This is a genomic window from Winogradskyella sp. Asnod2-B02-A, assembly GCF_045063645.1.
Lineage (GTDB): Bacteria > Bacteroidota > Bacteroidia > Flavobacteriales > Flavobacteriaceae > Winogradskyella.
In genome coordinates this window covers 337,498-362,564 of the sequence record NZ_JBEFOG010000025.1, presented here as the reverse complement: position 1 = coordinate 362,564, position 25,067 = coordinate 337,498, and the positions used below count along the sequence as shown (strand labels likewise).

At 31.2% G+C, this 25,067-nt stretch carries 26 protein-coding genes and 1 riboswitch; of the genes, 10 read left to right on the top strand and 16 right to left on the bottom strand.

What is annotated here, in order from left to right:
* Position 1 precedes the first annotated feature (1 nt).
* Both ACJJVO_RS02625 and ACJJVO_RS02620 read right to left on the bottom strand, forming a co-directional pair.
* Positions 2-436 (bottom strand): hypothetical protein, encoded by a 435-nt coding sequence (locus ACJJVO_RS02625; protein WP_405570096.1) that lies wholly within the window; start codon positions 434-436, stop codon positions 2-4.
* Positions 437-478: 42 nt separating this feature from the next.
* A complete protein-coding gene (locus ACJJVO_RS02620) occupies positions 479-1,012 on the bottom strand; it encodes a hypothetical protein (RefSeq protein WP_405570094.1) in 534 nt (177 codons plus the stop codon).
* Positions 1,013-1,241: 229 nt separating this feature from the next.
* Between ACJJVO_RS02620 and ACJJVO_RS02615 the strand changes: the two genes are divergently transcribed.
* Together ACJJVO_RS02615 and ACJJVO_RS02610 are read left to right on the top strand one after the other, a co-directional pair.
* Entirely contained in the window at positions 1,242-2,966 is a 1,725-nt protein-coding gene (locus ACJJVO_RS02615; RefSeq protein ID WP_405570092.1) for a histidine kinase, read from the top strand.
* Between the two features lies 1 nt (position 2,967).
* Positions 2,968-3,702 carry a LytR/AlgR family response regulator transcription factor gene (locus ACJJVO_RS02610; protein ID WP_405570090.1) on the top strand — a complete coding sequence of 245 codons (735 nt, stop codon included), beginning with the start codon at positions 2,968-2,970 and terminating at the stop codon, positions 3,700-3,702.
* On the opposite strand, the gene ACJJVO_RS02605 is transcribed toward ACJJVO_RS02610, so the two are convergent.
* The gene (locus tag ACJJVO_RS02605) at positions 3,695-4,693 is read right to left on the bottom strand and encodes a YihY/virulence factor BrkB family protein (RefSeq protein WP_405570088.1); all 999 of its coding nucleotides are present in this window, start codon (positions 4,691-4,693) and stop codon (positions 3,695-3,697) included. The genes ACJJVO_RS02610 and ACJJVO_RS02605 overlap by 8 nt on opposite strands.
* Positions 4,694-4,788: 95 nt before the next feature.
* Complete coding sequence (nadC, locus tag ACJJVO_RS02600; protein ID WP_405570085.1) at positions 4,789-5,646, bottom strand: carboxylating nicotinate-nucleotide diphosphorylase; 858 nt, start codon at positions 5,644-5,646, stop codon at positions 4,789-4,791.
* Positions 5,647-5,764: 118 nt separating this feature from the next.
* On the opposite strand from nadC, the gene rlmH reads away from it, so the two are divergent.
* Positions 5,765-6,238: a 23S rRNA (pseudouridine(1915)-N(3))-methyltransferase RlmH gene (gene rlmH / locus ACJJVO_RS02595; RefSeq protein ID WP_405570082.1), complete on the top strand. Its 474-nt coding sequence runs from the start codon at positions 5,765-5,767 to the stop codon at positions 6,236-6,238.
* A gap of 36 nt (positions 6,239-6,274) precedes the next feature.
* On the opposite strand, the gene hpf is transcribed toward rlmH, so the two are convergent.
* Together hpf and ACJJVO_RS02585 are read right to left on the bottom strand one after the other, a co-directional pair.
* Positions 6,275-6,574, bottom strand: coding sequence for a ribosome hibernation-promoting factor, HPF/YfiA family (gene hpf, locus ACJJVO_RS02590; RefSeq protein WP_115818143.1), 300 nt, complete (start codon positions 6,572-6,574; stop codon positions 6,275-6,277).
* 100 nt (positions 6,575-6,674) lie between these two features.
* Positions 6,675-7,712: a DUF4421 family protein gene (locus tag ACJJVO_RS02585; protein WP_405570078.1), complete on the bottom strand. Its 1,038-nt coding sequence runs from the start codon at positions 7,710-7,712 to the stop codon at positions 6,675-6,677.
* 73 nt (positions 7,713-7,785) lie between these two features.
* Between ACJJVO_RS02585 and ACJJVO_RS02580 the strand changes: the two genes are divergently transcribed.
* Positions 7,786-8,361 carry a non-canonical purine NTP diphosphatase gene (locus tag ACJJVO_RS02580; protein WP_405570076.1) on the top strand — a complete coding sequence of 192 codons (576 nt, stop codon included), beginning with the start codon at positions 7,786-7,788 and terminating at the stop codon, positions 8,359-8,361.
* A 112-nt stretch (positions 8,362-8,473) separates the two neighbouring features.
* Here ACJJVO_RS02580 and ACJJVO_RS02575 read toward each other — a convergent pair whose 3' ends face one another.
* Positions 8,474-9,898, bottom strand: a complete 1,425-nt coding sequence (locus ACJJVO_RS02575) for an ATP-binding protein (RefSeq protein ID WP_405570072.1) — start codon at positions 9,896-9,898, stop codon at positions 8,474-8,476.
* Positions 9,899-10,267: 369 nt separating this feature from the next.
* Here ACJJVO_RS02575 and ACJJVO_RS02570 point away from each other — a divergent pair, with 369 nt between their 5' ends.
* Both ACJJVO_RS02570 and ACJJVO_RS02565 read left to right on the top strand, forming a co-directional pair.
* Positions 10,268-12,139 carry a DEAD/DEAH box helicase gene (locus ACJJVO_RS02570; protein WP_405570069.1) on the top strand — a complete coding sequence of 624 codons (1,872 nt, stop codon included), beginning with the start codon at positions 10,268-10,270 and terminating at the stop codon, positions 12,137-12,139.
* Between the two features lie 275 nt (positions 12,140-12,414).
* A complete protein-coding gene (locus ACJJVO_RS02565) occupies positions 12,415-13,230 on the top strand; it encodes a carboxypeptidase-like regulatory domain-containing protein (protein ID WP_405570067.1) in 816 nt (271 codons plus the stop codon).
* 11 nt (positions 13,231-13,241) lie between these two features.
* On the opposite strand, the gene ACJJVO_RS02560 is transcribed toward ACJJVO_RS02565, so the two are convergent.
* A complete protein-coding gene (locus tag ACJJVO_RS02560; protein WP_405570064.1) occupies positions 13,242-13,907 on the bottom strand; it encodes a TrmH family RNA methyltransferase in 666 nt (221 codons plus the stop codon).
* A 32-nt stretch (positions 13,908-13,939) separates the two neighbouring features.
* Between ACJJVO_RS02560 and ACJJVO_RS02555 the strand changes: the two genes are divergently transcribed.
* Together ACJJVO_RS02555 and ACJJVO_RS02550 are read left to right on the top strand one after the other, a co-directional pair.
* Positions 13,940-15,148, top strand: coding sequence for a tetratricopeptide repeat protein (locus tag ACJJVO_RS02555; RefSeq protein ID WP_405570061.1), 1,209 nt, complete (start codon positions 13,940-13,942; stop codon positions 15,146-15,148).
* An 11-nt stretch (positions 15,149-15,159) separates the two neighbouring features.
* A complete protein-coding gene (locus tag ACJJVO_RS02550) occupies positions 15,160-15,834 on the top strand; it encodes an SIR2 family NAD-dependent protein deacylase (protein WP_405570058.1) in 675 nt (224 codons plus the stop codon).
* 13 nt (positions 15,835-15,847) lie between these two features.
* Here ACJJVO_RS02550 and ACJJVO_RS02545 read toward each other — a convergent pair whose 3' ends face one another.
* The 4 genes from ACJJVO_RS02545 to ACJJVO_RS02530 all read right to left on the bottom strand — a co-directional run bounded on the left by ACJJVO_RS02545 (position 15,848) and on the right by ACJJVO_RS02530 (position 18,395).
* Positions 15,848-16,048, bottom strand: a complete 201-nt coding sequence (locus tag ACJJVO_RS02545; protein WP_405570056.1) for a helix-turn-helix transcriptional regulator — start codon at positions 16,046-16,048, stop codon at positions 15,848-15,850.
* On the bottom strand, positions 16,048-16,497 hold the full coding sequence (locus ACJJVO_RS02540) for a hypothetical protein (protein WP_405570053.1): 450 nt from the start codon (positions 16,495-16,497) through the stop codon (positions 16,048-16,050). The genes ACJJVO_RS02545 and ACJJVO_RS02540 overlap by 1 nt, the downstream gene beginning before the upstream one ends.
* A gap of 191 nt (positions 16,498-16,688) precedes the next feature.
* Positions 16,689-17,921 carry a glycosyltransferase gene (locus ACJJVO_RS02535; protein WP_405570052.1) on the bottom strand — a complete coding sequence of 411 codons (1,233 nt, stop codon included), beginning with the start codon at positions 17,919-17,921 and terminating at the stop codon, positions 16,689-16,691.
* Positions 17,922-18,395: a heme-binding domain-containing protein gene (locus tag ACJJVO_RS02530; protein ID WP_405570049.1), complete on the bottom strand. Its 474-nt coding sequence runs from the start codon at positions 18,393-18,395 to the stop codon at positions 17,922-17,924.
* A 38-nt stretch (positions 18,396-18,433) separates the two neighbouring features.
* On the opposite strand from ACJJVO_RS02530, the gene ACJJVO_RS02525 reads away from it, so the two are divergent.
* On the top strand, positions 18,434-18,997 hold the full coding sequence (locus ACJJVO_RS02525) for an adenylosuccinate lyase (RefSeq protein WP_405570048.1): 564 nt from the start codon (positions 18,434-18,436) through the stop codon (positions 18,995-18,997).
* A 28-nt stretch (positions 18,998-19,025) separates the two neighbouring features.
* Here the strand turns inward: ACJJVO_RS02525 and ACJJVO_RS02520 are convergent, their stop codons facing one another.
* The 4 genes from ACJJVO_RS02520 to ACJJVO_RS02505 form a co-directional block, all read right to left on the bottom strand.
* A complete protein-coding gene (locus tag ACJJVO_RS02520; protein ID WP_405570046.1) occupies positions 19,026-19,817 on the bottom strand; it encodes an ABC transporter ATP-binding protein in 792 nt (263 codons plus the stop codon).
* Positions 19,817-20,440, bottom strand: a complete 624-nt coding sequence (locus ACJJVO_RS02515) for a hypothetical protein (RefSeq protein WP_405570044.1) — start codon at positions 20,438-20,440, stop codon at positions 19,817-19,819. The genes ACJJVO_RS02520 and ACJJVO_RS02515 overlap by 1 nt, the downstream gene beginning before the upstream one ends.
* Before the next feature lie 14 nt (positions 20,441-20,454).
* Positions 20,455-21,477 carry a FecCD family ABC transporter permease gene (locus ACJJVO_RS02510; RefSeq protein ID WP_405570042.1) on the bottom strand — a complete coding sequence of 341 codons (1,023 nt, stop codon included), beginning with the start codon at positions 21,475-21,477 and terminating at the stop codon, positions 20,455-20,457.
* A gap of 92 nt (positions 21,478-21,569) precedes the next feature.
* Positions 21,570-22,718, bottom strand: a complete 1,149-nt coding sequence (locus ACJJVO_RS02505) for an ABC transporter substrate-binding protein (protein ID WP_405570041.1) — start codon at positions 22,716-22,718, stop codon at positions 21,570-21,572.
* Between the two features lie 200 nt (positions 22,719-22,918).
* A riboswitch (cobalamin riboswitch) is annotated at positions 22,919-23,183 on the top strand.
* A 30-nt stretch (positions 23,184-23,213) separates the two neighbouring features.
* Here ACJJVO_RS02505 and ACJJVO_RS02500 point away from each other — a divergent pair.
* On the top strand, positions 23,214-25,064 hold the full coding sequence (locus ACJJVO_RS02500) for a TonB-dependent receptor plug domain-containing protein (RefSeq protein ID WP_405570038.1): 1,851 nt from the start codon (positions 23,214-23,216) through the stop codon (positions 25,062-25,064).
* The last annotated feature ends 3 nt before the right edge of the window (positions 25,065-25,067 follow it).

Genomic DNA, 25,067 nt, shown 5'->3' with positions numbered 1-25,067 from the left:
ATTAATCTTCATCCTTATCTTCTTCAGTTCCTAAGAAATAAGCTTTTACAGAAAGCATACAGAATTTTAATGCTTTTTTTGATTTGTTTAAATTTAAAGTAGCTTTAGCTTGCCTCATAAAAGGTGCATCACTAATATCATCAGCAATATCTGGCACCTCTCCCCAAAGACTATCAACATCTTTCTCTGCACGTTCCATTAATTCGTCTTCAATTTCTGCTGGTACTTCTATACCTGCTTTTGTTAAACTATCGTAAACAAAAACTTTGTGATACAACTCAAAAGAATGCTTAACAAAATTATCTACACTTGTAATTTTAGACACTTTTCTTGGTGGATTTATTCTATTTTCTTGAGACCAACAATTTGTAGACAACAAAAAAAGCATTGATATTATTAAACACATATAACTACATAATTTGCTAATTGATTTCATAATATTTTAATTTAAAAAGTTAATAGTTTAACTACAGGTAAATCAATTATAGTCTATAATTCCATCCATTATTAAAATAGCACCTGAGTCTACATTAATAACTGTTGTATTATTAAAAACAATTAATTTCTCAGTTTTATCTACGCTGTATCCAGAACCACAATCGGTATTATCTGCTGCACTTATTGCAGGAGTCCTACACACATAACTAAAGGACTCACCATTCTTAACTATGGTCATGGAGATTGTTTTTTCTACCGCAGCATTATCATCTGCATCAAATTGTGCAACGACAATGACAAAACCATTAGAAAAGTCCGTTGAATTCAATTCACCATTTTCAATAGTTGTATTTTCATCTAATAAAACCACAGAACTATTGGTGCCTGTTGTACTAAAAGCATCTGCATCAATATTAACTACAGTTAGTGTATTTCCTAATATGGCTGTATCAGAACCAGATAACTGAATAGTGCCTAAAACTGCACTGCTTTGCGAATCATAATCATTGCTAGAGCAACTTATAATCAATAAAAAAAATGATATAATTTTTAGAATATGGAATTGTGTTTTCATATGTGAGGTTAGTATTAGATTAATCACATATAAAGGAATAACTATTTATGGTTTAAACTGACCACCAACCTATTATCGTTGGTTTTGAATTTATTAACGTTGCATATCTAGCCTATTTTTAACATTTAATTACTATTTTTAAACCAGCTATTAATAAAATTTTAGAATGAAAAAATCCCTAATGATCATCTTTTTAATGACGTCGCTATTTTGTTTTTCCCAAAACAAGATGTTAGATTCATTAGAACATGTTATTAATAATTATAAAGAAGTAGACACCAATTATGTGAACTTAAGAATTAAGTATGTATCAAGAAAAATGTTCTTAACTCCTGCCGATACCACATGGACAGATTACAACAACAAAACACTTGATATTTCTAAACAACTTAATTACCCAAAAGGCATAGGGATATCTTATAATAATTTAGGGATAATTAAGCATTACTTTTTGTCTGATCCATTAGAAGGTTTAGAATATTACCAAATGAGTTATGCTATTTTTGAAAAAGAACCAAAGTTTCAAAAATACGTGGTTGGTGTACTTACTAATATTGGTCTTATAAATTTAGAACAACAAGAATACGATAAAGCCTTAAAAAGCTTTAAAGCGTTACTAATTAATCCTGAAAACAAGAGTAAATTTAATACAGAATTCTATATTGGAAATGTATTTGGCGAACAAAAAAAACTAGATTCTTCTATTTATTATTATAAAAAAGCACTTGTAGGCGCTGAACAAAGTAATCGTCCATTGTATATAGCTAACATAAAGACTAATTTGGGACTAATAGAAGCCAATGCTGGTTTGTTAGAAGATGGTCTAACCACTATAAATGAAAGTTTAGATGTAATAGAAACACATAATATTGAAGGGTTACGCGTTACTGCTTACACCAATGCAGCCGAAATATATTTAAAAAATAATGACGTTGAAAACGCCGAATATTATGCAACAAATAGTTTAAAACTAAATGAAGGACTAAACAGTTTATCAACAAAAAGTAGTGCTTTGGGCACATTAGCTAATGTCTATTCTCAGAAAGGAGATTATAAAAATGCATTAACCACTTATAAGGAACACATTGTTTTAAGAGACAGTTTGATTAATGCAGACCGAAAATTAGAAATTTTACGTCAAGAAATTCAATACGAAGCAGATAAAGATCGTGCTATTGCACAAGTAGAAATTGAACGTCAAAAATCTATTAAAAATGCTTCTATTGCAGGTGGAACTGGTTTAGTACTCGCTTCAATAATTGGGTTTATATTATACCGAAGAAAACAAGATGCGGTTTCTAAATCTAAAGAAGCAGAATTTAATGCTAAAGTGTCTGATACCGAATTAAAAGCATTGCGTTCACAAATGAATCCACATTTTATATTTAATTCTTTGAATTCTATTGGAGATTATATTCTAAAAAATGACACACAATCTGCAAGTGATTACTTGAGTAAATTCGCAAAACTTATGCGACTCACTTTAGAAAATTCAGAAAAAAAAGAAATTCTATTGATTGAAGATATTGCACTACTAAGAACTTATATGGATATTGAACGCAAACGTTTCAATCAAAAATTCAATTATACAATTGATGTAGATTCTCATCTAGATGCCGAAAACATAGTTGTACCTCCAATGATACTTCAACCTTTTATTGAGAATAGTATTGTTCATGGATTGTCTCAAAAGGAAGATATCGGACTCATAACAATTTCATTTAAAGCTGAAAAAAACATGCTAATTTGTAGTGTTGATGATAATGGCATTGGCCGAAAAAATTCAGCAACAAATAAAAACAACCCAGATAATAAATCAATGGGAATGGCCATAACCAAAAGTAGAATTGAAATTATAAATAAATTGAAAAACACTAATGGAACGGTTAATATAATTGACAAAACTGAAGGCACAAGAATAGATGTTTCATTGCCAATACAATTTGCTTTTTAACATGATAAAAACCATAATAATAGACGATGAAACTCATTGCTCTGACCGTATTTTAAATCTTATAAAACAACATCCAAACACCTTTAAGGTGTTGGCTGTTATTGACACTGTAGATGAAGCTTTAAAAATTGTACCTGAGCTCAATCCTGATTTAGTATTTCTAGATATTAAGATCCATAATAAAACAGGATTCGACTTTTTACAAGATATAGAAGCCATTACATTTAAGGTTATTTTTACAACTGCTTTTGATAATTATGCTATTAAAGCTTTCAAGTTTAGCGCAATAGATTACTTATTAAAACCTATTGATAGTGATGATTTTAATGATGCCATCGCTCGTTTAAAGGAAAACTTATCTCAGTTAAGCATGGAGCATCAACTTCAAAACTTATTCAAAAACTTAAAAACAGATCAGAAAAAAGTGATTACAATACCATCCTTAACCGGATTTGAAACTTTAAAAGTTGAGGATATTATTCATTTAGAAGCAGATACTAGTTACACGCATATTTTTACCAAAGATGACAAAACAATGGTATCAAAGCCTATTAAATTTTATGAAGATTTATTGGCCGACAATTCATTTTTTAAAACGCACAAATCTCACCTCATTAACATCAATCACGTAAAAAAATATTTCAAAGGAAAACAAAGTTATGTCGTTATGTCTAATAATGCCCAAGTCCCTATTTCTATTAGACGAAAAGACGAATTTCTAAAGCATTTTATTTAACTAACTTCTCAAGGTCTTTTTGCTTAATCTCTTTTCTGGCTCTTGGGTTTTTTCTTAAAAATTGAAGTGATGCATTAAGTTCATAACCTAATAAAAGAATGTTAGAGTTCAACCATAGATACAATAGCAATATTAACAATGCACCAATTGAGCCATAGAGTTCATTGTATTTAGAAAAATTCTCAATATAAACACCAAACAAAAAAGATGTAAGCATAATAAGCAACGTGGTTAATAAGGCTCCAACTGAAAAGAATTTTGAGGCCTTACCTTCTTTAGTTCCAAAATAATATAAAGTGGCAGTTGCCAAATATGTCATTATAACAAAGAATAAGTATTTTGCAAAAATAACCCAACCTAGTCCTTTATCATCTCCTACATATTCAACTCCACTTAATCCTTCATACATTTTATACAAAGGGCTTAATACATAAATTTGAAAATATCCAAATACAGCAACAGTTAACAGTAAGAGAAATACAAGTATTAATGCAACACCAAGAGCATACATATATTGTTTAAATACATTTCTATACAGTTGTTTATGGTAAGACGTTTCAAAACCCGAAAAAACGGCATTCACACCATTAGCCATTAAAAACATAGACAATAAAAACACTGAAGATATTAAGCCACCACTACTATTACTGCTCATATCTTGAAAGATACTATCTATAAAAAATTCTGATGTTTGAGGTGGTAAAATTGAGTTTAAGAAGTCTAAAAAATCAGCTCTAAAGCCAACAATTGGGATATAAGGTATTACAATGATTACAAACAATAAAAATGGAAAAATAGCAGAAAAAAAACTGAAGGCAATTGCACTTGCTCTTGTGGTTAATGCACCATTGACAATACCCATAATGTAAAGCTCTAACAAATCGTAGATTGATAAGCCTTCAAATCCTGGTAACTTAATTTGCTTAAAAAAGCGCATTACTAAATTAAGCACTGGAATTTTACTTATTTTATCTTCAATGGGTTTTGACATTTCTCTGGTTTTAACCTTTGGCCTATAGCCTTTTGCCCTACAATTGTTATTTTATTACAGCAGTTATTTGTTACAACTGAATATTTTAAACCGATTTAAACAGCTTTTAAACTCAAATCCATATTATAAACAGAATGTGTTAAGGCACCAGACGAAATATAGTCTACTCCACATTCAGCATAATGTCTTAGTGTATTTTCATTAATTCCTCCTGAAGATTCTGTTAGGCATTGGTCTCCTATAAGCTTAACGGCTTTCCTTGTATCTTCGTAATTAAAGTTATCGATAAGAATTCTATAAACACCTCCACAATCTAAAATCTTTTTAATTTCATCAAGGTTTCTAGCTTCAACAATAATTTTTAAATCACGATTAGTATCCTTTAAATATTGCTTAGTTAAATTAATAGCTTTAGCCACTCCACCTGCAAAATCGATATGATTATCTTTTAACATTATCATATCGTAGAGAGCGAATCTGTGATTTTCACCTCCTCCAATTTTTACTGCCCATTTTTCTAATGCTCTAATACCTGGAGTTGTTTTACGCGTATCTAAAATTTTTGTTTCTGTACCTTCTAACAAGTCCACAAACTGTCTGGTTTTAGTAGCAATAGCGCTCATTCTTTGCATGGCATTTAACACCAAACGTTCTGCTTTTAGAATGGATTGTGATGCACCTTCTACATAAAATACAATATCACCATGCTTCACTTTACTACCATCTTCAATTAAGGTTTCCACCTTCATATTAGCATCTACATAAGAAAATACTTGTTTCGCAAATTCAACACCAGCAATAATTCCTTTATCTTTTACTAACAACTTTGCTTTTCCTTGTGCAGTAGCAGGAATACATGCTAACGAGCTATGATCGCCATCACCAACATCTTCTCTGATGGCATTAGAGATTATTAATTCTATTTCTTTATCGAATTGTGCTTTTGAAATCATCTGAATACATATTTGATGTAAAAATAGGAAATTGATTAACGAAATCCGATTTTAGAATTACGAATTACAAAACATAAAAAAATCTAAAATGATAATTTGAAAATTGTAAATTTGAATCATGCAAATAAAACTCATAGCCATAGGTAAAACTGATAATAAAAATCTTCAAGCTTTAATCACGGATTATAGCAAACGACTCGGTTTTTATATAAAGTTTAAATTTGAGATAATTCCTGATTTAAAAAAGGTTAAGAATCTTTCAGAAGCACAACAAAAAGAAAAAGAAGGAGAACTTATTTTAGCTAAAACACAGACTTCTGATGTACTTATACTCTTAGACGAAAACGGAAAACAATTAGATTCGGTGGCGTTTTCTAGCTATTTGCAAAAACACATGAATTCTGGTATTAAAACTCTAATCTTTGTTATTGGTGGACCTTATGGGTTTTCTGATGCTGTTTACTCAAGAGCCAACGGAAAAATCGGTTTATCTAAAATGACATTTTCGCATCAAATGGTACGTTTGTTCTTTATAGAACAATTATATAGAGGGTTTACAATTCTTAGAAATGAACCTTATCATCATCGCTAAAAACTATAAACCCTCTAAATCAAACGTCAATCTTTATTAGTGCGTTTTATAAACTTCTTTTCTTTTTTTAAGTTGGCGTTCTAAATCCTTAATCGTTTCTCTTACAGCAACTTCATAGTTTGCTTCATTTGAAGTCGCAAATAATCGTGGTCCTGGAAGACTTAATTCGATATCACAAATTTTGCCTTTATCATGAAAATTATCATCGTGCTTAAATTTTATTGATGCACTGATTAAAAATTCATATCTATTAAATAATTTCTCTAATTTTTCTTCTGTGAAAGCTGATAATGTTTCACTTACATCTACATTTACATATTGAAAATTTACCGTCATAATCTATCTTGTTTTAATGAATAGTTCTTTTGTCTAAGATACAATTATTAAGACGTTTTATGACTGATAATTATCATAAATAATCGCTAAATTTTCTGTTTTAAAATTCCGGAAGAAGTTTTCTGTCTCTCTTTCTCTTAAATCTATACCCTATTGCTAATTTTGCTTTAGTGAGATTTAAATTGTAAGTATTATCGTAATCAATACTTGTAGAATACCAACCATTACTATAAGTTAAACTCACATAGTATTGTTTATAATTATACCCCAAACCAATTAAAAAATCTAACTTATAAAGCATTGGATTAGATGGTCTAAAAGTATCATCTTGTAATGTGATTCTTTTATTTACAACACCAATTCCTGGCATTACATTAAGTGTTGCCGTAATATTTTCAGGCAGTTTAAAATATGATATAAATCCGGCTAAAACTCCTGCTGCAAGACCTTGATATCTCTTAACATCTGCTTGTTCATTAAAATAAGGACTCGTTGTTTCTGATAAGATACTAGGCTTTGCTGAAAAATAATCTATACCAGTAAAAATACCCAAACCACCAGTTATAAATATGTTTTCATTTCGCTTTTCTGCAAATCCTGCTTTTAGAAGAGAATAAGAAAATTCAATCTCATCTAAGGTGTATAAATAATTAAAACCTACACTAACAGAGCGTATATCATTTCTAAAAACAGTAGATTCATCAAAATCATTTTTAGCATTAAACCCTCTATATGTTTGTGCATAAATATTTACATAGTGTTGCTTTTTTATAATAGTGGTTCCCTGTAAATCAAACCTTTTTGTCTCCTCTTTATTTTTATTCTTAATGTTAAATGCAATATCTATAATTACTTTTTTATTTGCAAAACCAAACCCAATCCCATATCTGTTATTAGGCACAAATTTTACTTTGGAATTGTCATCCTTAATATTAAATTTATTGACCTTATAATTGGTAAATATTCGGATAGAATAATTTTCAATATCCCTATCAATAAGTAGAGAATCTAAATCATTAACATCTTGTGCGTAGAGAGAAATACATGAGAAACAAAAAGAGACAAGTAGAAAAAACTTTAAGATTAAAGACTTTTCAAAAATGTTTTGTTTTGACAAATGATATATAATTAGATTCATATTTTTACAAAAGCTAAATTATGCCATTTTAATCATATAATTAAATTGGTATTACATTAATTAATAATATAATATGCAACTCGTTTTCGCCACAAATAATTTAAATAAGCTAAAAGAAGTTCAAGCTATTTTACCTCAACACATTAAACTCTTAAGTTTAAAAGAAATTGCCTGTAATGAAGATATTCCTGAAACACAACCCACTATAGAAGGCAATGCTATACAAAAAGCCGAATACTTAAAAAAGCATTATGGTTACGATTGCTTCGCAGATGATACAGGCTTAGAAGTTGAGGCTTTAAATGGAGAACCTGGAGTTTTCTCTGCACGTTATGCTGGACCTCAACGTAATGCAGAAGACAACACCAATAAATTATTAGAAGAACTTGAAGACAAACCCAACCGAAAAGCACAATTTAAAACCGTAATTGCTCTACATCTCAATGGCAAAATTCACACATTTACAGGGATTTGCAAAGGCGAAATCACCACAGAAAAACATGGCGAAGGTGGATTTGGCTACGATCCTATCTTTAAGGCTGATGGTTACAAAAAAACGTTTGCAGAAATCTCTTTAGAAGAAAAGAACAACATTGGACATCGTGGTAAAGCGGTTGCTCAATTGATTTCATTTTTAAACAATATATAAAGTTAAATTATATAAATGAATTCCTATTTAAATGAGTTTATACCCAACAAAATTGAGTCCAATATTTTTAATAATATAAGTACAGACTATCTCTTATTGAATCGTAAATTTTCTAATCAAAAAAAATAGATATTGTAAAGTCATTTTCAACCAAGTCTAATTTATATGCGTTTTCTACCACTCCAAATACGCTAATAAATGTGAGATGTACTATTTTTTTAGTTTTAGTAACTACTCTTAAGCCTTCCTTTTTTGTTCTTAGATTTTGCGCGTAGGTTTTATTAATTATAAACTCGCTAGCATAAAATTTCATTTCACAGACATTAATAATATCATCTTTTCTATCTATTAACATATCTATTTGAAAACCTTGAGCAAAACTAGCATCTTTTCTATGCAAATAACTATTAATATTAGCTTGCACACCAGAAATACCTAATGCCTTTTTAATAGCATCAGAATGCTTAATACAAACATTTTCAAATGTATAACCACTCCATATTTTATATTGCTGACTTTCACTAATTCTTAACCAGTTTCTATTTTTAGGTTGCCCATCAATAAAGGTTAGATAAAATAAGGAGTATTCATCTGTTAATCTATAGATTGTATCTTTTTTCTTGTTTTCTAATGGATTAAATGCGGAGATAAAACCAGAAGTTTCCAATTCGTTTAATATGTTAGAAAACCAACCTCCTTCAGACATATTTGTCTTTTTTAAAATCTCTTGTCTATTTAGCCCACTGGCCTTACCTGCTAAAGCTTTTACAATTTCAATATGGCGTTTAGGATTATCAAACAACGCAGGATATAAATTATCAAACTCAGACTTAAGTATACCATCTTTCTCAAAACATAATTCTTGTATATTTTGTGGCACACTTTTCCCTTTAACGATATGATCTAAGTAATGAGGGACTCCACCAATAATAAGGTAAAGCTTTATAATTTGATAATCGGTAAAGCGAATTGACTTTGCTTCTAAAAAAGCCTTCGTTTCACCTAAGGTAAATGGCATTAAAGTAATCAATTTTGTAATTCTATTGTGCAAACCACCTTTTGCATTGACTAAATTTTTAAGCATCCAAGAAGCTGCAGAACCACAAACAACAATAATTATATTTTGTTGTGACGCCCAATTATTCCACCAATGCCCTAAAGCCTCCATAAAATCAGATTTCCGACTAACAATCCAAGGTAATTCATCAAAAAATACCACTGGTTTTGTTTTTTTGTTTAGAGACTCAAGCTCCACCGTTAACATGTTAAAGGCTTCTAGCCAACTTTTAGGATTCGTATATATATTGCCATCATTAAAATATTTACTCATCTGAAATGTAAAATTTAACAGCTGCTTTTTAATACCAGCATCTTTCAAACCTGTCATTTCAAATACTCTATTATCCTTGTAAACTTCTCTAATTAAAAATGTTTTACCAACTCTTCGTCTCCCTATAACAGCTAATAAATGAGCCTTCTTATCTTTTTTGTAAGATTGCATTATTTGTTGCTCGCTCTTTCTACCTATAATTTTCATACACATTAACAATAATTCATATCACGCGGAATTACCCAAATATACACAGTTTCCGCTAAATAAAATCACATTATACGCGGAATCTATTAAAAAATAATACTTTCCGCGACTTATAAGTGATTTTATCCAAAATCTATTTCTAAAGAAATGTACAAAAAACAGTAAAAGAGCCAATGAAAACGGGTCATTAAACATCATTAGTAAAATCCAAATAAATAACCTACCTTTGCACCTTGCAAAAAATCTACGTTAAGATTTTTTATATTCCTCAGAGTGAGGATGTGTTACCTAGAAGTTTAAGTGTTTAGTATGTCGATTCGCTTCTTTTGTAACACCAACAGAACATAATCGAATACATAAAACTCAAGAATGAGCACATTCCAAGAATTAGGTCTTAATGAAGACCTTCTCAAAGCTATTACAGATTTAGGTTTTGAAAAACCAAGTGAAGTACAAGCAAAAGCAATTCCATTATTATTAGAAGAAGACAAAGACTTAGTGGCTTTGGCACAAACTGGTACAGGAAAAACAGCAGCCTTCGGTTTCCCGATGTTGCAAAAAATTGATATCGATAGTAGAACCACACAAGGTCTTATCTTATCTCCTACTCGTGAACTTTGTTTACAAATCACCAACGAGCTTAAACTTTATGGTAAATACTGTAAAGGTTTAAATGTTGTTGCCATTTATGGCGGATCTAGCATTTCTGATCAAGCAAGAGCTGTAAAGCGTGGAGCACAAATTATTGTGGCAACTCCAGGTCGTATGAAAGATATGATTAGCCGTAGAATGGTTGATATTTCTAAAATACAATACAGCGTTTTAGATGAGGCTGATGAAATGTTAAACATGGGCTTTAAGGAAGATATTACAGATATTCTTTCTCATACACCAGAAGATAAAAACACATGGTTATTCTCTGCAACAATGCCTAGAGAAGTGGCAACTATTGCAAAGAAATTTATGCACAATCCTACAGAGATTACAGTAGGAAATAAAAATGAAAGTACAAGCAACGTTTCTCACGAATACTATTTAGTAAACGCAAGAGACCGTTACCAAGCTTTAAAACGTTTAGCAGATGCTAATCCAGATATATTTTCTGTGATTTTCTGTCGTACTAAACGAGATACTCAAAAAGTAGCAGAAAACCTAATTGAGGACGGTTACTCTGCAGGAGCATTACACGGAGATTTAAGTCAGAATCAACGAGATTTAGTTATGAAATCTTTTAGAAACCAACAAATACAAATGTTGGTAGCTACAGATGTTGCTGCTCGTGGTATTGATGTAGATGACATTACTCACGTAATTAATTACCAATTACCAGATGAAATAGAAACTTACACACACAGATCTGGTAGAACAGGACGTGCTGGTAAAACGGGTGTTTCTATGGTTATCGTTTCTAAAAGTGAAGTTAGAAAGATAAAGAGTATAGAACGTATTATTAAAAAGGACTTCGATAAAAAAGAAATTCCTTCTGGTACTGATATCGTTGAAGTACAATTAATGTCTTTAGCCAATAAAATCCATACAACAGAAACTAATCACGAAATTGATAAACATCTAGAAAGTATTAATGAATTATTCGCTGATACTGATAAAGATGAATTAATCAAAAAATTCTTTTCTGTAGAATTTAACCGTTTCTTCAACTATTACCAAAAATCAAAAGATTTAGGAGTTGTAGAATCTAGAGGGTCTGATAGAGATGGTGGCCGTGATTATGGCAAACAATCTAACGATTCGCGTTATTTTATAAACGTTGGTAGTAAAGATGGTTTTGACTGGATGAAGTTGAAGGATTTCTTAAAAGAACAACTAGAATTAGGACGTGATGATGTCTTTAAAGTAGATGTAAAAGAAAGCTTCTCATTCTTTAATACTGAAAAAGGATTACAAGAAAAAGTACTAGCATTTTTTACCGATTTTAAGCACGAAGGTCGTTTTGTAAACGTTGAAGTTAGCGAAGATCGAGGAGGTAGAAGTCGAGGAGGCAGAAGTGGCGGAAGAAGTCGTGGTGGCAATGATAGACGCTCTGGAGGCGGAAGTCGCAGACGTGACGATAAACCAAGAGGTGATAGACGTTCTTCTGGAGGCTCTGGAAATAGAAGCGACAGAAGAAGATCTGATGACAATAGAGGTGATAGACGTTCTAGCGACAGAGGAGATAGACGTTCATCTGAATCTAGTAATGCTGGTTCAGATAGGCCAAGACGTTCTAGACGAAGAGACTAAACAACAGAAGCTTTAGTTAATCTAATACATATAAATCCAAAACTTGAAGTTGATCTTTAAGTTTTGGATTTTTTTTATTTCAAACATTTAGAAAACTGCAAAACCAAACTCATCCTTAAATACTAAACAGATTTTTTTACAGAATTACCACCAACAATCAACTTTAGACAGAAGATTCTAGATTGAGGACTATAAAAGTTAATATTAAGTCAAAAATAAGGGTGTAATATGTTAAATCCGTTTTGTTTATTACCTTTACCTCGTAACACACATACATGCGATATTTATTAATTCTATTTTTATGTTTAACTACAGCACATAGCTATAGTCAGGTTAGTATTGAAACTCAAGACAGTACCGCAAACAAAACACCGACAAAAGTAAAAGGAACTCTAGTTAGTTCTACAACAAACTTGCCGCTAAGCGAAGCCAATATTGTAAATATCAATCAAGTGGTAGGAACCGCAACAAACGATGAAGGTGTTTTTGAGATTAGAGCAAAAGTTAACGACACATTACACTTGTCTTATATAGGTTATAAATCTATAAAAGTACGTGTAACTAATGACTGGTTAAAATTTGGAGATACAGAAATTCAAATGACAGAATTAGCATTAGCCTTAGAGGAAGTTACCGTTAAACAGTTAGAGTTAACAGGATATTTGGTTGTTGATATGAAACAAGTTCCTGAAACCTCAAATAATCGCTATCGTATTTCTGGCTTACCTGGTCAAGGTTATGAAGCTGGTAAACCTAATATTGCAACCAAAGTTTTGGGTGCTATTTTTAATCCTGCAGATTTCTTATACAATATGTTTGGTAGAAAGCCAAATGAAATGCATAAGCTTAAAAAAATGAAAGAGGATGATGAAATTAGAAATCAATTGGCTAAGCGTTTTGATAGAGAAATGTTATTGGTTTTACTTCAAGTTACAAAATACGATTTAGATGAAATAGTTAACCAATGTAACTATTCTAAGGATTTTATAAATACCGCTAATGATCTTCAAATATTAGATGCTATAAGCGAATGTTTTGAAGAGTATAAAGTCATTAATCGTAGTAAAGATCGTAATAAAAAGAAAGATTAAGCAACTCTCTTTTAAGTTGAAACTTTTTCTGAATGAAACCGTTCAACAATAGCATCATAATCCTTCACGGTTTTTTTAATCCAATCAAATCGTTTTTCTATTATTTCTTCTTCTGTAAGTTGCCAATTAATGTCAGACTTGCGCAATAGCGCTGTTACATGTTGTAAAATAATAGCCGCAGAAACCGAAATATTAAGACTTTCAGTAAAACCAACCATTGGTATTTTAAGAAAACAATCTGCTTCGTCTATCACTTGCTGAGATAAACCTTCAGTTTCTCTACCAAAGAAAAAGCACGACTTTTTAGTAATATCAAAATCTATTAATTCGCAATCATTTACGTGAGGTGTAGTGGCTACAATCTGATAGCCTTGTGCTTTTAAATCTGTAATGCATTCTGCAGCAGAATGATAACGGTTAAGATCTACCCACTTTTGCGCTCCCATAGCAATTTCATTATCTATAGTTTTAGAATTCACTTCCTCAACAATATTTAATTCCTGAATGCCAAACACATCGCAAGATCGCATTACAGCACTTGTATTATGTAGTTGAAAAACATCTTCTGTAGCCACAGTAAAATGTTTAGTGCGCTTAGGTAGAACTTCTTTAAACCGTTCTTTTCTTTTTTCAGTTAAGAATGTTTCTAAGTATTCTAGAAGCTTCAAATTGGTCATAAAATCTTATATTTAGTGCTTATTGCAAAACTATGAAATTTAACACTACTATTTTTTTACTGTTTTTTGTATTATTTAGTCATCAACTAAGCTACACACAAGATACTAAACAACCTTGCTCCTGTCTTCTACTCAATGAATCTGAAGAAAATGACGAAAAAGTGATTGAGTTAGCAGAATATATTGAAACGTCATTTCATAATCTAAGTTCAGATGGTTTTAATGAAAAGTTTGATATACCATCGTTTTTAAATTCCATAATTGACCATAAACAAATTGATAAAGAAGATGGTTTTACTATGGGTTACATTGAAGGCATATCCAATACAGGTAATAAGCTCTCTCAGCAAATAACAGCCTCAATAGAAGCTGGTGCGTACTATAACTTAATTAATTACAGGTACAATATTGAGGATATGGCTTATTATTTCACCTTCAGATTATATTCTGATGATATAGGTGTTAATTATCACGATTATAAAGTATGCTCTAATGGTGAAGATTTAAAATTCAATGACATTTATATTTATATCACAGGAGAGCCTTTATCGTCCACATTACAAAGGATTTTTTTAGTATCTAAACCACCAGAAGAAAGCCCAAATAGTTCTGCCACAACTAATGCCACAAAGAATATCTTCTATTTTGTAGCCTCCAAAAAACTCGCAGAACAAGGCAAATACGAAGAAGCCTATGATAAGATTTCTCAGTTAACAGCACCAATGTCTACAGAGAAATTTACACTCTTAATAAAAGCAAATTATGCGAGTTCTTTTGATGACGAATTATATGAAAGCACATTAAAAGAATATGCAGATTTATACCCTCAAGATCCAACCTTATATTTAAAAAAAATAGATTATAACATTATAAAAGGTAATTACAATAAAGCCATACAAAACATAGACAAACTCATTTTTGAAACTGAGGATGATTTTTTAAACCTTATTAAAGCCAATGTATATGTATTAGATAAGGACTACAAAAATGCAGAAATACACTATGAGTATATAGTTGAAAATTATCCTGATCTCTTACAAGGCTATATTGGATATATCATCGCTCTAAATTTTCAAAATAGATTTGAAGAGATAATAGTTGTTATTGAAGACCTCATAGAACAAGGTTATGATAAAGACGCACTTTTAGATTTTTTAGAAGAGAAAGAACCAGATGGCACTAATGAACTTGAAGCATTTGTAAAATCGAAGCTTTATAAAAAGTGGAAACGTAAATCTTAGCATCATTTAGCATGAAACATATTGTTGTATTAACCGGAGCTGGTATTAGTGCTGAAAGTGGCATTAAAACATTTAGAGATGCAGATGGACTTTGGGAAGGACATGATGTAATGGAAGTGGCTTCTCCTCAAGGATTTGCTCGCAACCCAGAATTAGTTCTAAACTTCTATAACGAAAGACGAAGACAATTAAACGAGGTAAAACCTAACCAAGCACATAAAGATTTAGCAACGCTTGAAAACGATTACAAAGTCACTATAATTACGCAAAACGTTGATGATTTACACGAGCGCGCAGGCAGTAGAGATGTCATTCATTTGCATGGAGAACTACGTAAAATAAGAAGTACCAATAACGAGAATGATATTAAAGTCTGGGAAGAAGACCTTAAGTTAGGTGATACTTGCGAAAAAGGGTATCAACTAAGACCACATATTGTTTGGTTTGGCGAAGCAGTGCCTATGATAGAAAAAGCTGTAGAGATTTGTTATACTGCAGATATTCTAGTAATTATTGGCACAAGTATGCAAGTCTATCCTGCAGCAAGCTTAATTGATTATGTTCAACCAAATACTCCCATTTATTACATAGATCCTAAACCTGCAATGAGTAATAATGGAAAAGTAACCGTAATTGCCAAATCGGCTACAGAAGGTATGAAAGACCTTTTAAGCACTTTAAAATAAAGCTATTAAAAAGCTAATCATCACTACTTAACTTAAAAAAATCATTCACTGGCTTATTAAAAACTTCAGAAAGCTTTAGTGCTAAAACCGTTGAAGGCACATAACGATTAGCTTCTATAGAATTAATAGTTTGGCGAGATACACCTATTTTTTTTGCTAAATCATCTTGTGTTAAACTTAAAATAGCTCGCTCTACTTTTATAGTATTCTTCATTATCTGTAACGCTTTAAAGTGTGGTAACACATCAGTTGTACCATGAGCATAAAAAGTAGCACCTGAAAATCGCCTAAATCTTTATAAGCCTCACCTCCAGAATGGACTACATTAGAAACACCAAACTCCACATAAGGCATAACCAAGGTGTACACTACTCCAACCATAAATGCCCAACCGTAAGACTGCATTCTTAATTTTATAGTAAGCTCATCCTCTTGTTTATCTCTAGACACCGACATAAACAACATACCAATTAGTAATGTTTTTTGTAACAACAACTTTAACCATTCTGTATCACCATCTATTGCAAAAGCACGCACAAACATCATCAAAATAGATATTGCAGCAATTGCTATACCTACTATTCTAAAAATATATGGTAATCTAAAATTGGTGATTTTCTCTAACCCATTACGTTCGCAGCTTATAATTTTTTCCGTATTCATAATTGACAAGTATATTTTATATTAAGTAAAACTAATTTTACTATATGACAAATATACTTTACATTATTAATATATGCAAATGCTTTTCACAAACTTGACCTGATATGATTAATAGTATAACTTCGTTTATCTTATGATATAAAGCATTGAAACGCTTTTATAACAACGAAACATTTAAACAAAACCCAAAATCATCGATTCTTAGCTTCAATCCATTTACTCATATACTTAGTACTCTGCATTGTTTGGTGTCTTAATAATTGACCAATAAAATTCTGTTGGTGATGTACTTTTAAATTATGTTTCAGTTCAGCTATATGAGTTGAGAATTCATCTTCAAAATCTAATCGATTAAAACGCTGATTGATAACTTTAAAACCATTCTTTTGCTTTTGTTCCCATATTTCAGAATTGGTAAAAAGTGAAACTGCTTTATCTGCAAAAGCTTCAGGGTTGTCTTCTATAAAACCATTTGTTTCACAATTACCAAACATACTTTCAGCTGCAATCTCAGTCATAACTGATGGTGTCCCATTTTGCATGGCATCTATTAGTTTGCCTTTTAGTCCTGCTCCATAACGCAAAGAAGCTAAACATACTTTTGCTTTTTGCATCACTTCATTTACGTCTTCTGCAAAGCCTTTTATTAAAAAACCGTCTTTTGTATTATTAAGTTGAGTTACTTTTTGAGACTCGTAAGCTCCATAAATATGTAATTCGGCTTTTGGTAATTGCTTTCTAATTAAAGGCCAAATGGTTTGTTTTAAATATAAAACAGCATCGTAATTTGGTGCATGTAAAAAATTACCAATGGTAATAAAGTGTTGTCTGGCTTCAAAAGATGGTAATTGTTCTTTTTCGGTTTCAGAAATTGGTTCTAATAAAAATGGTAAGTAATAAAGTAAGCTTTTATCGATTTTAAATGTGGTTGTTAATAGATCTATTTCAGCCTCAGAAATCATTAAACTTAAATCACAACGATAGATACTTGCTATTTCTCGTTTGGTGATATCGTTCTGTAGATACGTAATTGAAACCTCTTCTCTTTGTCTTAAAGCCACTTCCCTAGCCTTTCTTAAACCGTGAAAATCTTCAGTGTCTAAAATACGAAGTGCATTTGGACATTGTTCTTCAATGCGCCAACCATATTGTTCTTCGGACATAAAACGATCAAACAACACAACATCTGGATTTAGGCTTTTTACAAAGACATCAAAAGAAGAATCATTTAATAGAATGGCTTCTGTTTCTATATTAAGACCACTTAAATCAAAAGTATTTTTAGAGGTATTAGCCGCAGAAGCAAACGTAACATCATAACCCTGATTTTGAAACTGTTCTATCAGCTGAAGCATTCTACTGCCAGCTGCAGAACTCTTAGGTTCTGGCCAAACAAAACCAATAACTAATAGTTTTTTATTCAATTATTGAGGCTCTTTTAAGAACACATATTTTAAACGCACTGTTTTTGCCCAAGATATTACAGCATCTATCTGTTCTTGAGATAATTTAGCGTCACCATGCGTCCAAGTGTAACTGTCTAATGGCATTTCTTTTTCTTCAACCATTTCTATTAACTCATCGAGTTTGTGGTCTTTTTTCTTATCAGAATAATCATTCCATTTAGAGATGTTAAAATGTTTCTTTCCATCATTAATATGTTCATCTAACCAATAGTTAACTGGTGTAATATTATTATACCAAGGATAACGTGTGCTATCACTATGGCAATCATTACAAGCCGCTTTTAAAATTAATTTTACATCTTCTGGCGGATTAGTATCTGCATAAAAAGCATCCACAGAAGTGATATCTCCTTCATTTTTATCTGGACCAAAAAATTGTGCAATAATGAACACTACCAAAAGTAAAAGTCCTATTTTTTTTAAAATCTTCATTTTTCATTAATTTAGAGCTCTAAATTAATCAATTTCTATTGACTAGAACAGAACTTTATAAGGAATTAAACTATGTAAATCATTCGCGCGAAAAGCGATTAAAATACGCGAATCTCGTTATTGACCAGCCTGAATTAGTTTCTCCTCTATTAGACATACTTTTTAAAGTAGACGATAAAATTTCGTGTAGAGCCGCTTGGGTGTTTGAGTTTATGTGTAAAGAAAAACTAGAAGCTATAATTCCTTTTCTAGATGTATTTACTAAAAACATGTCTAAAGTACACCTAGATCCTGCTGTAAGACCTGTAGCCAAAGTGTGCGAGTATCTCATTAAAGCACATTATTCAAAAACAGATAATGCTATTAAGTCGCATCTCACAGAAACGCACAAAGAAAGCATCATAGAAGTATGTTTCGATTGGATGATAAATGACGAAAAAATTGCTCCTAAAGCTTATGCCATGAACAGTTTATTCTTATTAGGCAATGAGTATGAGTGGATTCATCCGGAATTAGCTATTATTCTTGAGCGCGATTTTCAGATGCAGAGTTCGGGTTTTAAAGCTAGAGCTCGCCATATTCTTAAAAAAATTAAAACATAAACTATCTAAAACTATTACCAACAGTCAGTTACTTTGCAACTCTAAAACTTCCTGTTTTATCATCAAAAGCAATTAAATCTTTAGGAAAAAGCGAATTAAAAACACCTTTAGCTATTAAGTTACATGGCTGATCGCAAACTACAGTATCTTTTTGCATTACAATCATGGTATCACATAACTGAATGGCTAAATCAATTTCGTGAGATGAAAACAAGATAGTTTTTCCCGTTTCTTTTGTTAACTTTTGAAGTAGTTTTAAAATGTAAGCTTTGTGATACATATCGAGATGTGACGTTGGCTCGTCTAAAACAATGATTGCTGTATCTTGGGCTAAAGCACGTGCTATCATTACTTTTTGTAGCTGGCCATCACTTAGCTCGTAACACTTTTTTTCTGATAAGTTTAAAATATTAACAAGTTCTAAAGCTTTATTTACCGCAGATATATCTGCTTCAGATAAATTCCCTATCCAATTCGTATATGGATGTCTTCCTAATGATACCAGCTCTAAAACCGACAAGTTTTTAGAAATTAAAGGTTCTGTTAATACAATACTTAATTGTTTGGCTAGCTCTAAGGTAGAGGTTGAATTTAAATCACTTCCATTAATAGAAATATTGCCATTTAAAGCAGATTGCACTTTAATTAAAGTACGTAATAATGTAGATTTCCCTATACCATTAGCACCAACTAAACCGATAAGTTGTCCTTTTTCTAATTGGAAATTTATATTTGAAGCCACAACAGTGTCAACCTTTTTGGTTTTATAACCAATAGAAAGATCCGTTACTTTAACAATATTGTGCTTATGTGTAGTCACTAATTTATTAATTGATTGGTAATATTATTTTCATTACAGATTGAAATATAATGAATAGCCATTACAATTTGAACATTAGTATTATTTAAATCGAAATCCAAGGTGTTATCTGAAATGTAATTTAACATTGATGAATGACTAAAATCTTCAGTCTTTAAAATGTTGTTATAGTATTTACTAACCATTGAGTTATGCTTTGTAGTTAGGCTTAAAAATTCTTGATATTTTCCATTTTTTTTAGGAGCATAATATTGGTAAGTATCATCACTATTTCTACTTCTCTGTTGCGTTTTTGTTTCCCAAATTTCATCAAAGGTAGATTTTGAAACAGAACTAAACAATTTATCTATTTTTTTTGGTACTACAGACTTAAAACCTTCAGCCTCTAGGCTAACGATTCTATGTCTAAACTCTTTATTAAAATTATCATCATTAAGACTTAAGATATCTTTTATAAAAAAAGTTCTAATGGTCTGTAAGTCTTTTATTTCATGTTTATTAAAAGTAGATTCAAGTTCTGTAGTCGTTTTGTAAGATTTGCAACCTAATAATAAAAAGGTGCATACAATAAAAAGATTTTTAACAGCGCTGATCTTCCAGAAATTAAGGGTTTCTAAAGTCATGTTTTAAAAAAAATTCAAAACATCATTTTCCGCTGTCTTACTAGTAACCAAATCACTACCGGAGCACCAACTAAAGCCGTTATTGCATTAATTGGCAACATATAATCACTCGAAGGGACTTGCGCGATACTATCGCAAATTAGCATTACAATAGCACCAAATAAAAATACAGCAGGCAATAATATTTTATGATTTGTGGTTTTAAATATTTGCCGAGTTAAATGCGGAATTGCTAAACCGATAAATGCTATAGGGCCAGCAAAAGCGGTTATAGTTCCTGCAATTAAACTTGTGGCGAAGATAATAACGAATCTGCTAGACTTCAAAGATAAACCAAGGCTTTTTGCGTAATTGTCCCCTAACAACAAAGCATTCAAGCCTTTAACAGAAAAAATACTGAGGATGATTCCTACACTATAAATACCAAAGAAAATCAACAATTCTTCCCAAGATAAATTGCTTAAACTTCCAAATCCCCAAAAAATATATTGCTGTAATTGTTCTGCAGAACTGAAGTAAGACAATACGCTCACAATAGCAGCAGTAATGCTTCCAAACATTAGACCTATTATAAGAATTGCCATAGTATCTCTAACTCTACTTGAAACCGCCAAAACGGCTAAAAGCACTAAAAAACTTCCCAAACTTGCTGCAATTACAATACTCCATTTAGATATTAAAACGGTTGCAAATAAACCTCCAAACAGACCAGAACCCAAAATAACAATAGCGACTCCTAAACTTGCTCCAGAGCTTATACCCAAAACAAAAGGACCTGCTAAAGGGTTTTTAAATAACGTTTGCATTAATAGACCAGATATACCCAAACCAGAACCCACCATAATAGCAGTAATTGCCTTTGGCAATCTTACTTTTGTAATGATAACTTGCCAAGTTTCATTATCAACAGAACCAAAAAGACTACCTAAAACTTCAGAAAACGGAATACTAACCGAACCCAAGCTAATGTTTAGCACAAAACAAAACAGTAAAATGACTGTTAAGATTAGAAAAGGATATGTGTGGTTGGTTTTCAAATTGTATTTAAATATTTTGAAGAACTAAGCATTTTATTTATGATCATAGTATCAAAACTATCAACAGGTTTCGACTTTCTGAATACTATGAATTATTCTAATTTATTGAAAAAATAAGGCTCATAATCAACTAATAATTCCGGATGCGTAATTTTTATTAAATCTTTTAGCACTAAATCTGGTCTTGCTGTTCCTAATTCGTAATACAACACACCTCCTGAGGCACCTGTTTTATTTGCAAATGTATAGATGTTTTTGGTCTTGAAAGCTTTAAAATTAGAGTAAAGCGCATTCGCTTTTTCTAATTGTTCCATACTACCATAATACGAAGGACTCAACCAAAATTCTGCATCTTTGGCCTTATCTAAAACCACTTCAAAACTTAAAGCTAAACTACCATTTCCGGTAGTTTCACTCCATAAATAATTGACATTAGCATCTTTTAAAAATTGTGCTTCTGCACTAGATCCATTTGGCAAATACCATACGTCTTTATGCATGGCTCCACTTAAAACAGTTGGATTACTTTTTGCTTTTTTCGCAATGTCTTTAGCTGCTAAATATTCTTTTTCAATGTTATTAAATATAGAATCTGCTTCTTTTTCTTTATTATAAAGTACACCAAAGAACTTAATCCATTCTGCTTTTGCCAAAGCTGAACTTTCTACCCAATCGCCATTATAAATTACAGGAACACCTGCTTTTTTAACCACTTCAAAAGTCTTGTTTACACCATCTACACCAAAACCGACCACAACATCTGGGTTTAATTCTAAAAGGACTTCGGTATTAATGCCTTCATTTTTTCCTAGTTCTCTTATTTTACCATTATCTATAAGTTGTCTAGTTTTTTCTGAAGACACGTAATCTGTTCCTGGAAATCCTATTAAGGAGCTTTCTTCATTTAATAATTCTAAAGCAGGAATATGTGTTGTAGATGTCACAACTACTTTTGATACTGGTGTAATTATTACTCCATCATAATCCGCTGCATTAAATGTGATTTTAGAAGCTTGTTCTTTTGTTAGTAATAAATAAGTATATTTCTTATCGGCTTTTGGCCAAGCCTTTTTAATCTCTAATGTTTTACGATCATTGAATGCTGTAATTTTAAAACCTTCCGCATATTTTAATGAGTTATCGTGTTCTTCTACTTCTGGAAGTGATTTCACAATGCCTTTATCGTTTTTACAACTCATAAAGGATACTGCTAATAATAAGAAAATATAAGTAAATTTCATCTGTAACTTTTGTAACTTTTAATTGAGGTTATATCATTAATTTTGATAAAAATACTACCATGAGAGGCGATTCAAATTTAACATTATATATTGTTGCAGGAATTATTATTGCTCATTTTTTAATTGGCTTTATTTATCTACTGTATAAAATGAATAAAAAAAAGTGATAAAAATCAGGTATCAGCTATAATTAAAAGTCTATTTTTGCCGCGAAATTAGGTTCTAATTGTTAACCGATTAGATTAAAAGGGAATCTGGTGAGATATTATTATCAAGACCAGAACTGTTCCCGCAACTGTAAGTTTTATGCTGTAATTATTTCAGCATCTCTTAAGAGTTGTTACATACTTCAAACCACTGAGAGATTGCCACAGTTGACGCAAAAGTCAACTAAGCAATGACATCTTGGGAAGGTTATGTAACAAAAAACGAGTCAGGAGACCTGCCTATTTCAAAACCATAAAGTCAAACTTTCGGGATAAAAGTGATTTAATAATGATACGTGTAATACTCTTATTTTTATTTCTGTTTTTTTTTAGCGTAACTAAAGCGCAAAGAGCCACTGATTCTATTCAGCGATTAGATGAAGTTGTGCTTAGCGACGTAAAGTTAAAACGCTATGCAAGTGGCTTTAAATTAAAGGTTCTAAATGATTCTTTACTTAAAAAAAACAGTAGCTCATTTACAGATATACTTCGCTTTAACTCTAATCTATACTTTAAAGAAAACGGTTATGGTATGGTCTCCTCACCTTCATTTAGAGGAACTAACGCTTCTCAAACTGCTGTAATTTGGAACGGCATAAACATTAATTCTCAACTTACAGGTCAAACTGATTTTAATACTATAAACACTACTAACTTTAAAAGTATTATTATCCGATCTGGTGGAGGATCTGTACAATATGGTAGTGGTGCTGTTGGTGGTAGTATTCATTTAAATAATACCTTAACTTTTACATCTCATTTTGAGAATACCGCAACATTGTCTTATGGAAGCTATGACACTAAAAATGTAAGCTATTTATCTTCTTTTGGTAATGAAAAGCTTTCTCTTAGTATAGGATTAAACTATATAGATTCTGAAAACGATTACAAATATCTAAATACAGATGAACGCAATGAGAATGGTGCATTTACAAATGGAAGTATCAATGCCAATTTAGGCTATATTCTATCTGAGAAGAATGTACTAAAACTTTATCATCAATCCTTTATTGGTGAACGTGAGTTTTCTGGCACCGTATCTACTCAATCTTTAGCTAAATATGAAGACCAAAATTTCAGAACCATGTTAGAATGGTCTCATTTAGGTAAAAAAGCAAATTCAAAATTAAAAGTAGTACACTTACAAGAACATTTTAAATATTTTGGAAACAAAAACACTGATAATTATACGTTTGGAAAAGTAAACACTTACCTCATCAATTATACTGCAGATATAGATTTAATAAAGCATTTAAAATTTAAGCCTATAGTATCTTATAATTATTACGAAGGCAGCGGAAGTAGTTTTGACGATCCTACCCGAAAAGAATTTTCTACAACAGCTTTATTACTGTATACTCCATCACCTAAATGGTATTATGGTTTCAACTTACGGCAAGATGTAAATTCTAGTTTTGATAGTCCATTGTTATTTTCTTTTGACGTAGCTTATAACGTTTCAGATGCTTATAAACTAAAATTAAATGGTTCTAAAAATTACCGTGTCCCAACATTTAACGATTTGTATTGGCAACAAGGAGGTAATTTAGATTTGGTTCCAGAAACCTCTTATCAAGTAGATTTAGGCCAAGAAATAACATATAAAAATACTAAACTTAAGCTTAATGCATTTTACATAAACACCACATATCTTATACAATGGCTACCTAACGATTCTGGCTTTTGGAGTCCTGATAACGTTGATAAAACACAAAATTATGGCATTGAAGCGAGCTTAGATATTACAAAGCGCATCAATGCGCATCAGTTTTCATTACAATCTAATTACGCCTATACAGTTTCAGAAGATTTAGAAACAAATAATCAACTCATATATGTGCCTTACCATAAAGCAAATATCAATTTGGCTTATGCCTATAAACGTATATCAGTATTTGTTCAGCATTTATATACAGGAGAAGTTTATATAACTCCAGATAACTTATCAGGACCTTTTGACAGTGTAGATGCTTATCAGTTAACCAATTTTGGATGTAATTATCAACTATTAAAAACAAAATCACAACAAATAGATGTAAGCCTAAAAGTTAATAATCTATTTAATACAGCATACGAGAACGTGGCGTTTAGACCAATGCCAGATCGTAATTTTAATTTTCAAATTCAATATAAATTTTAAACC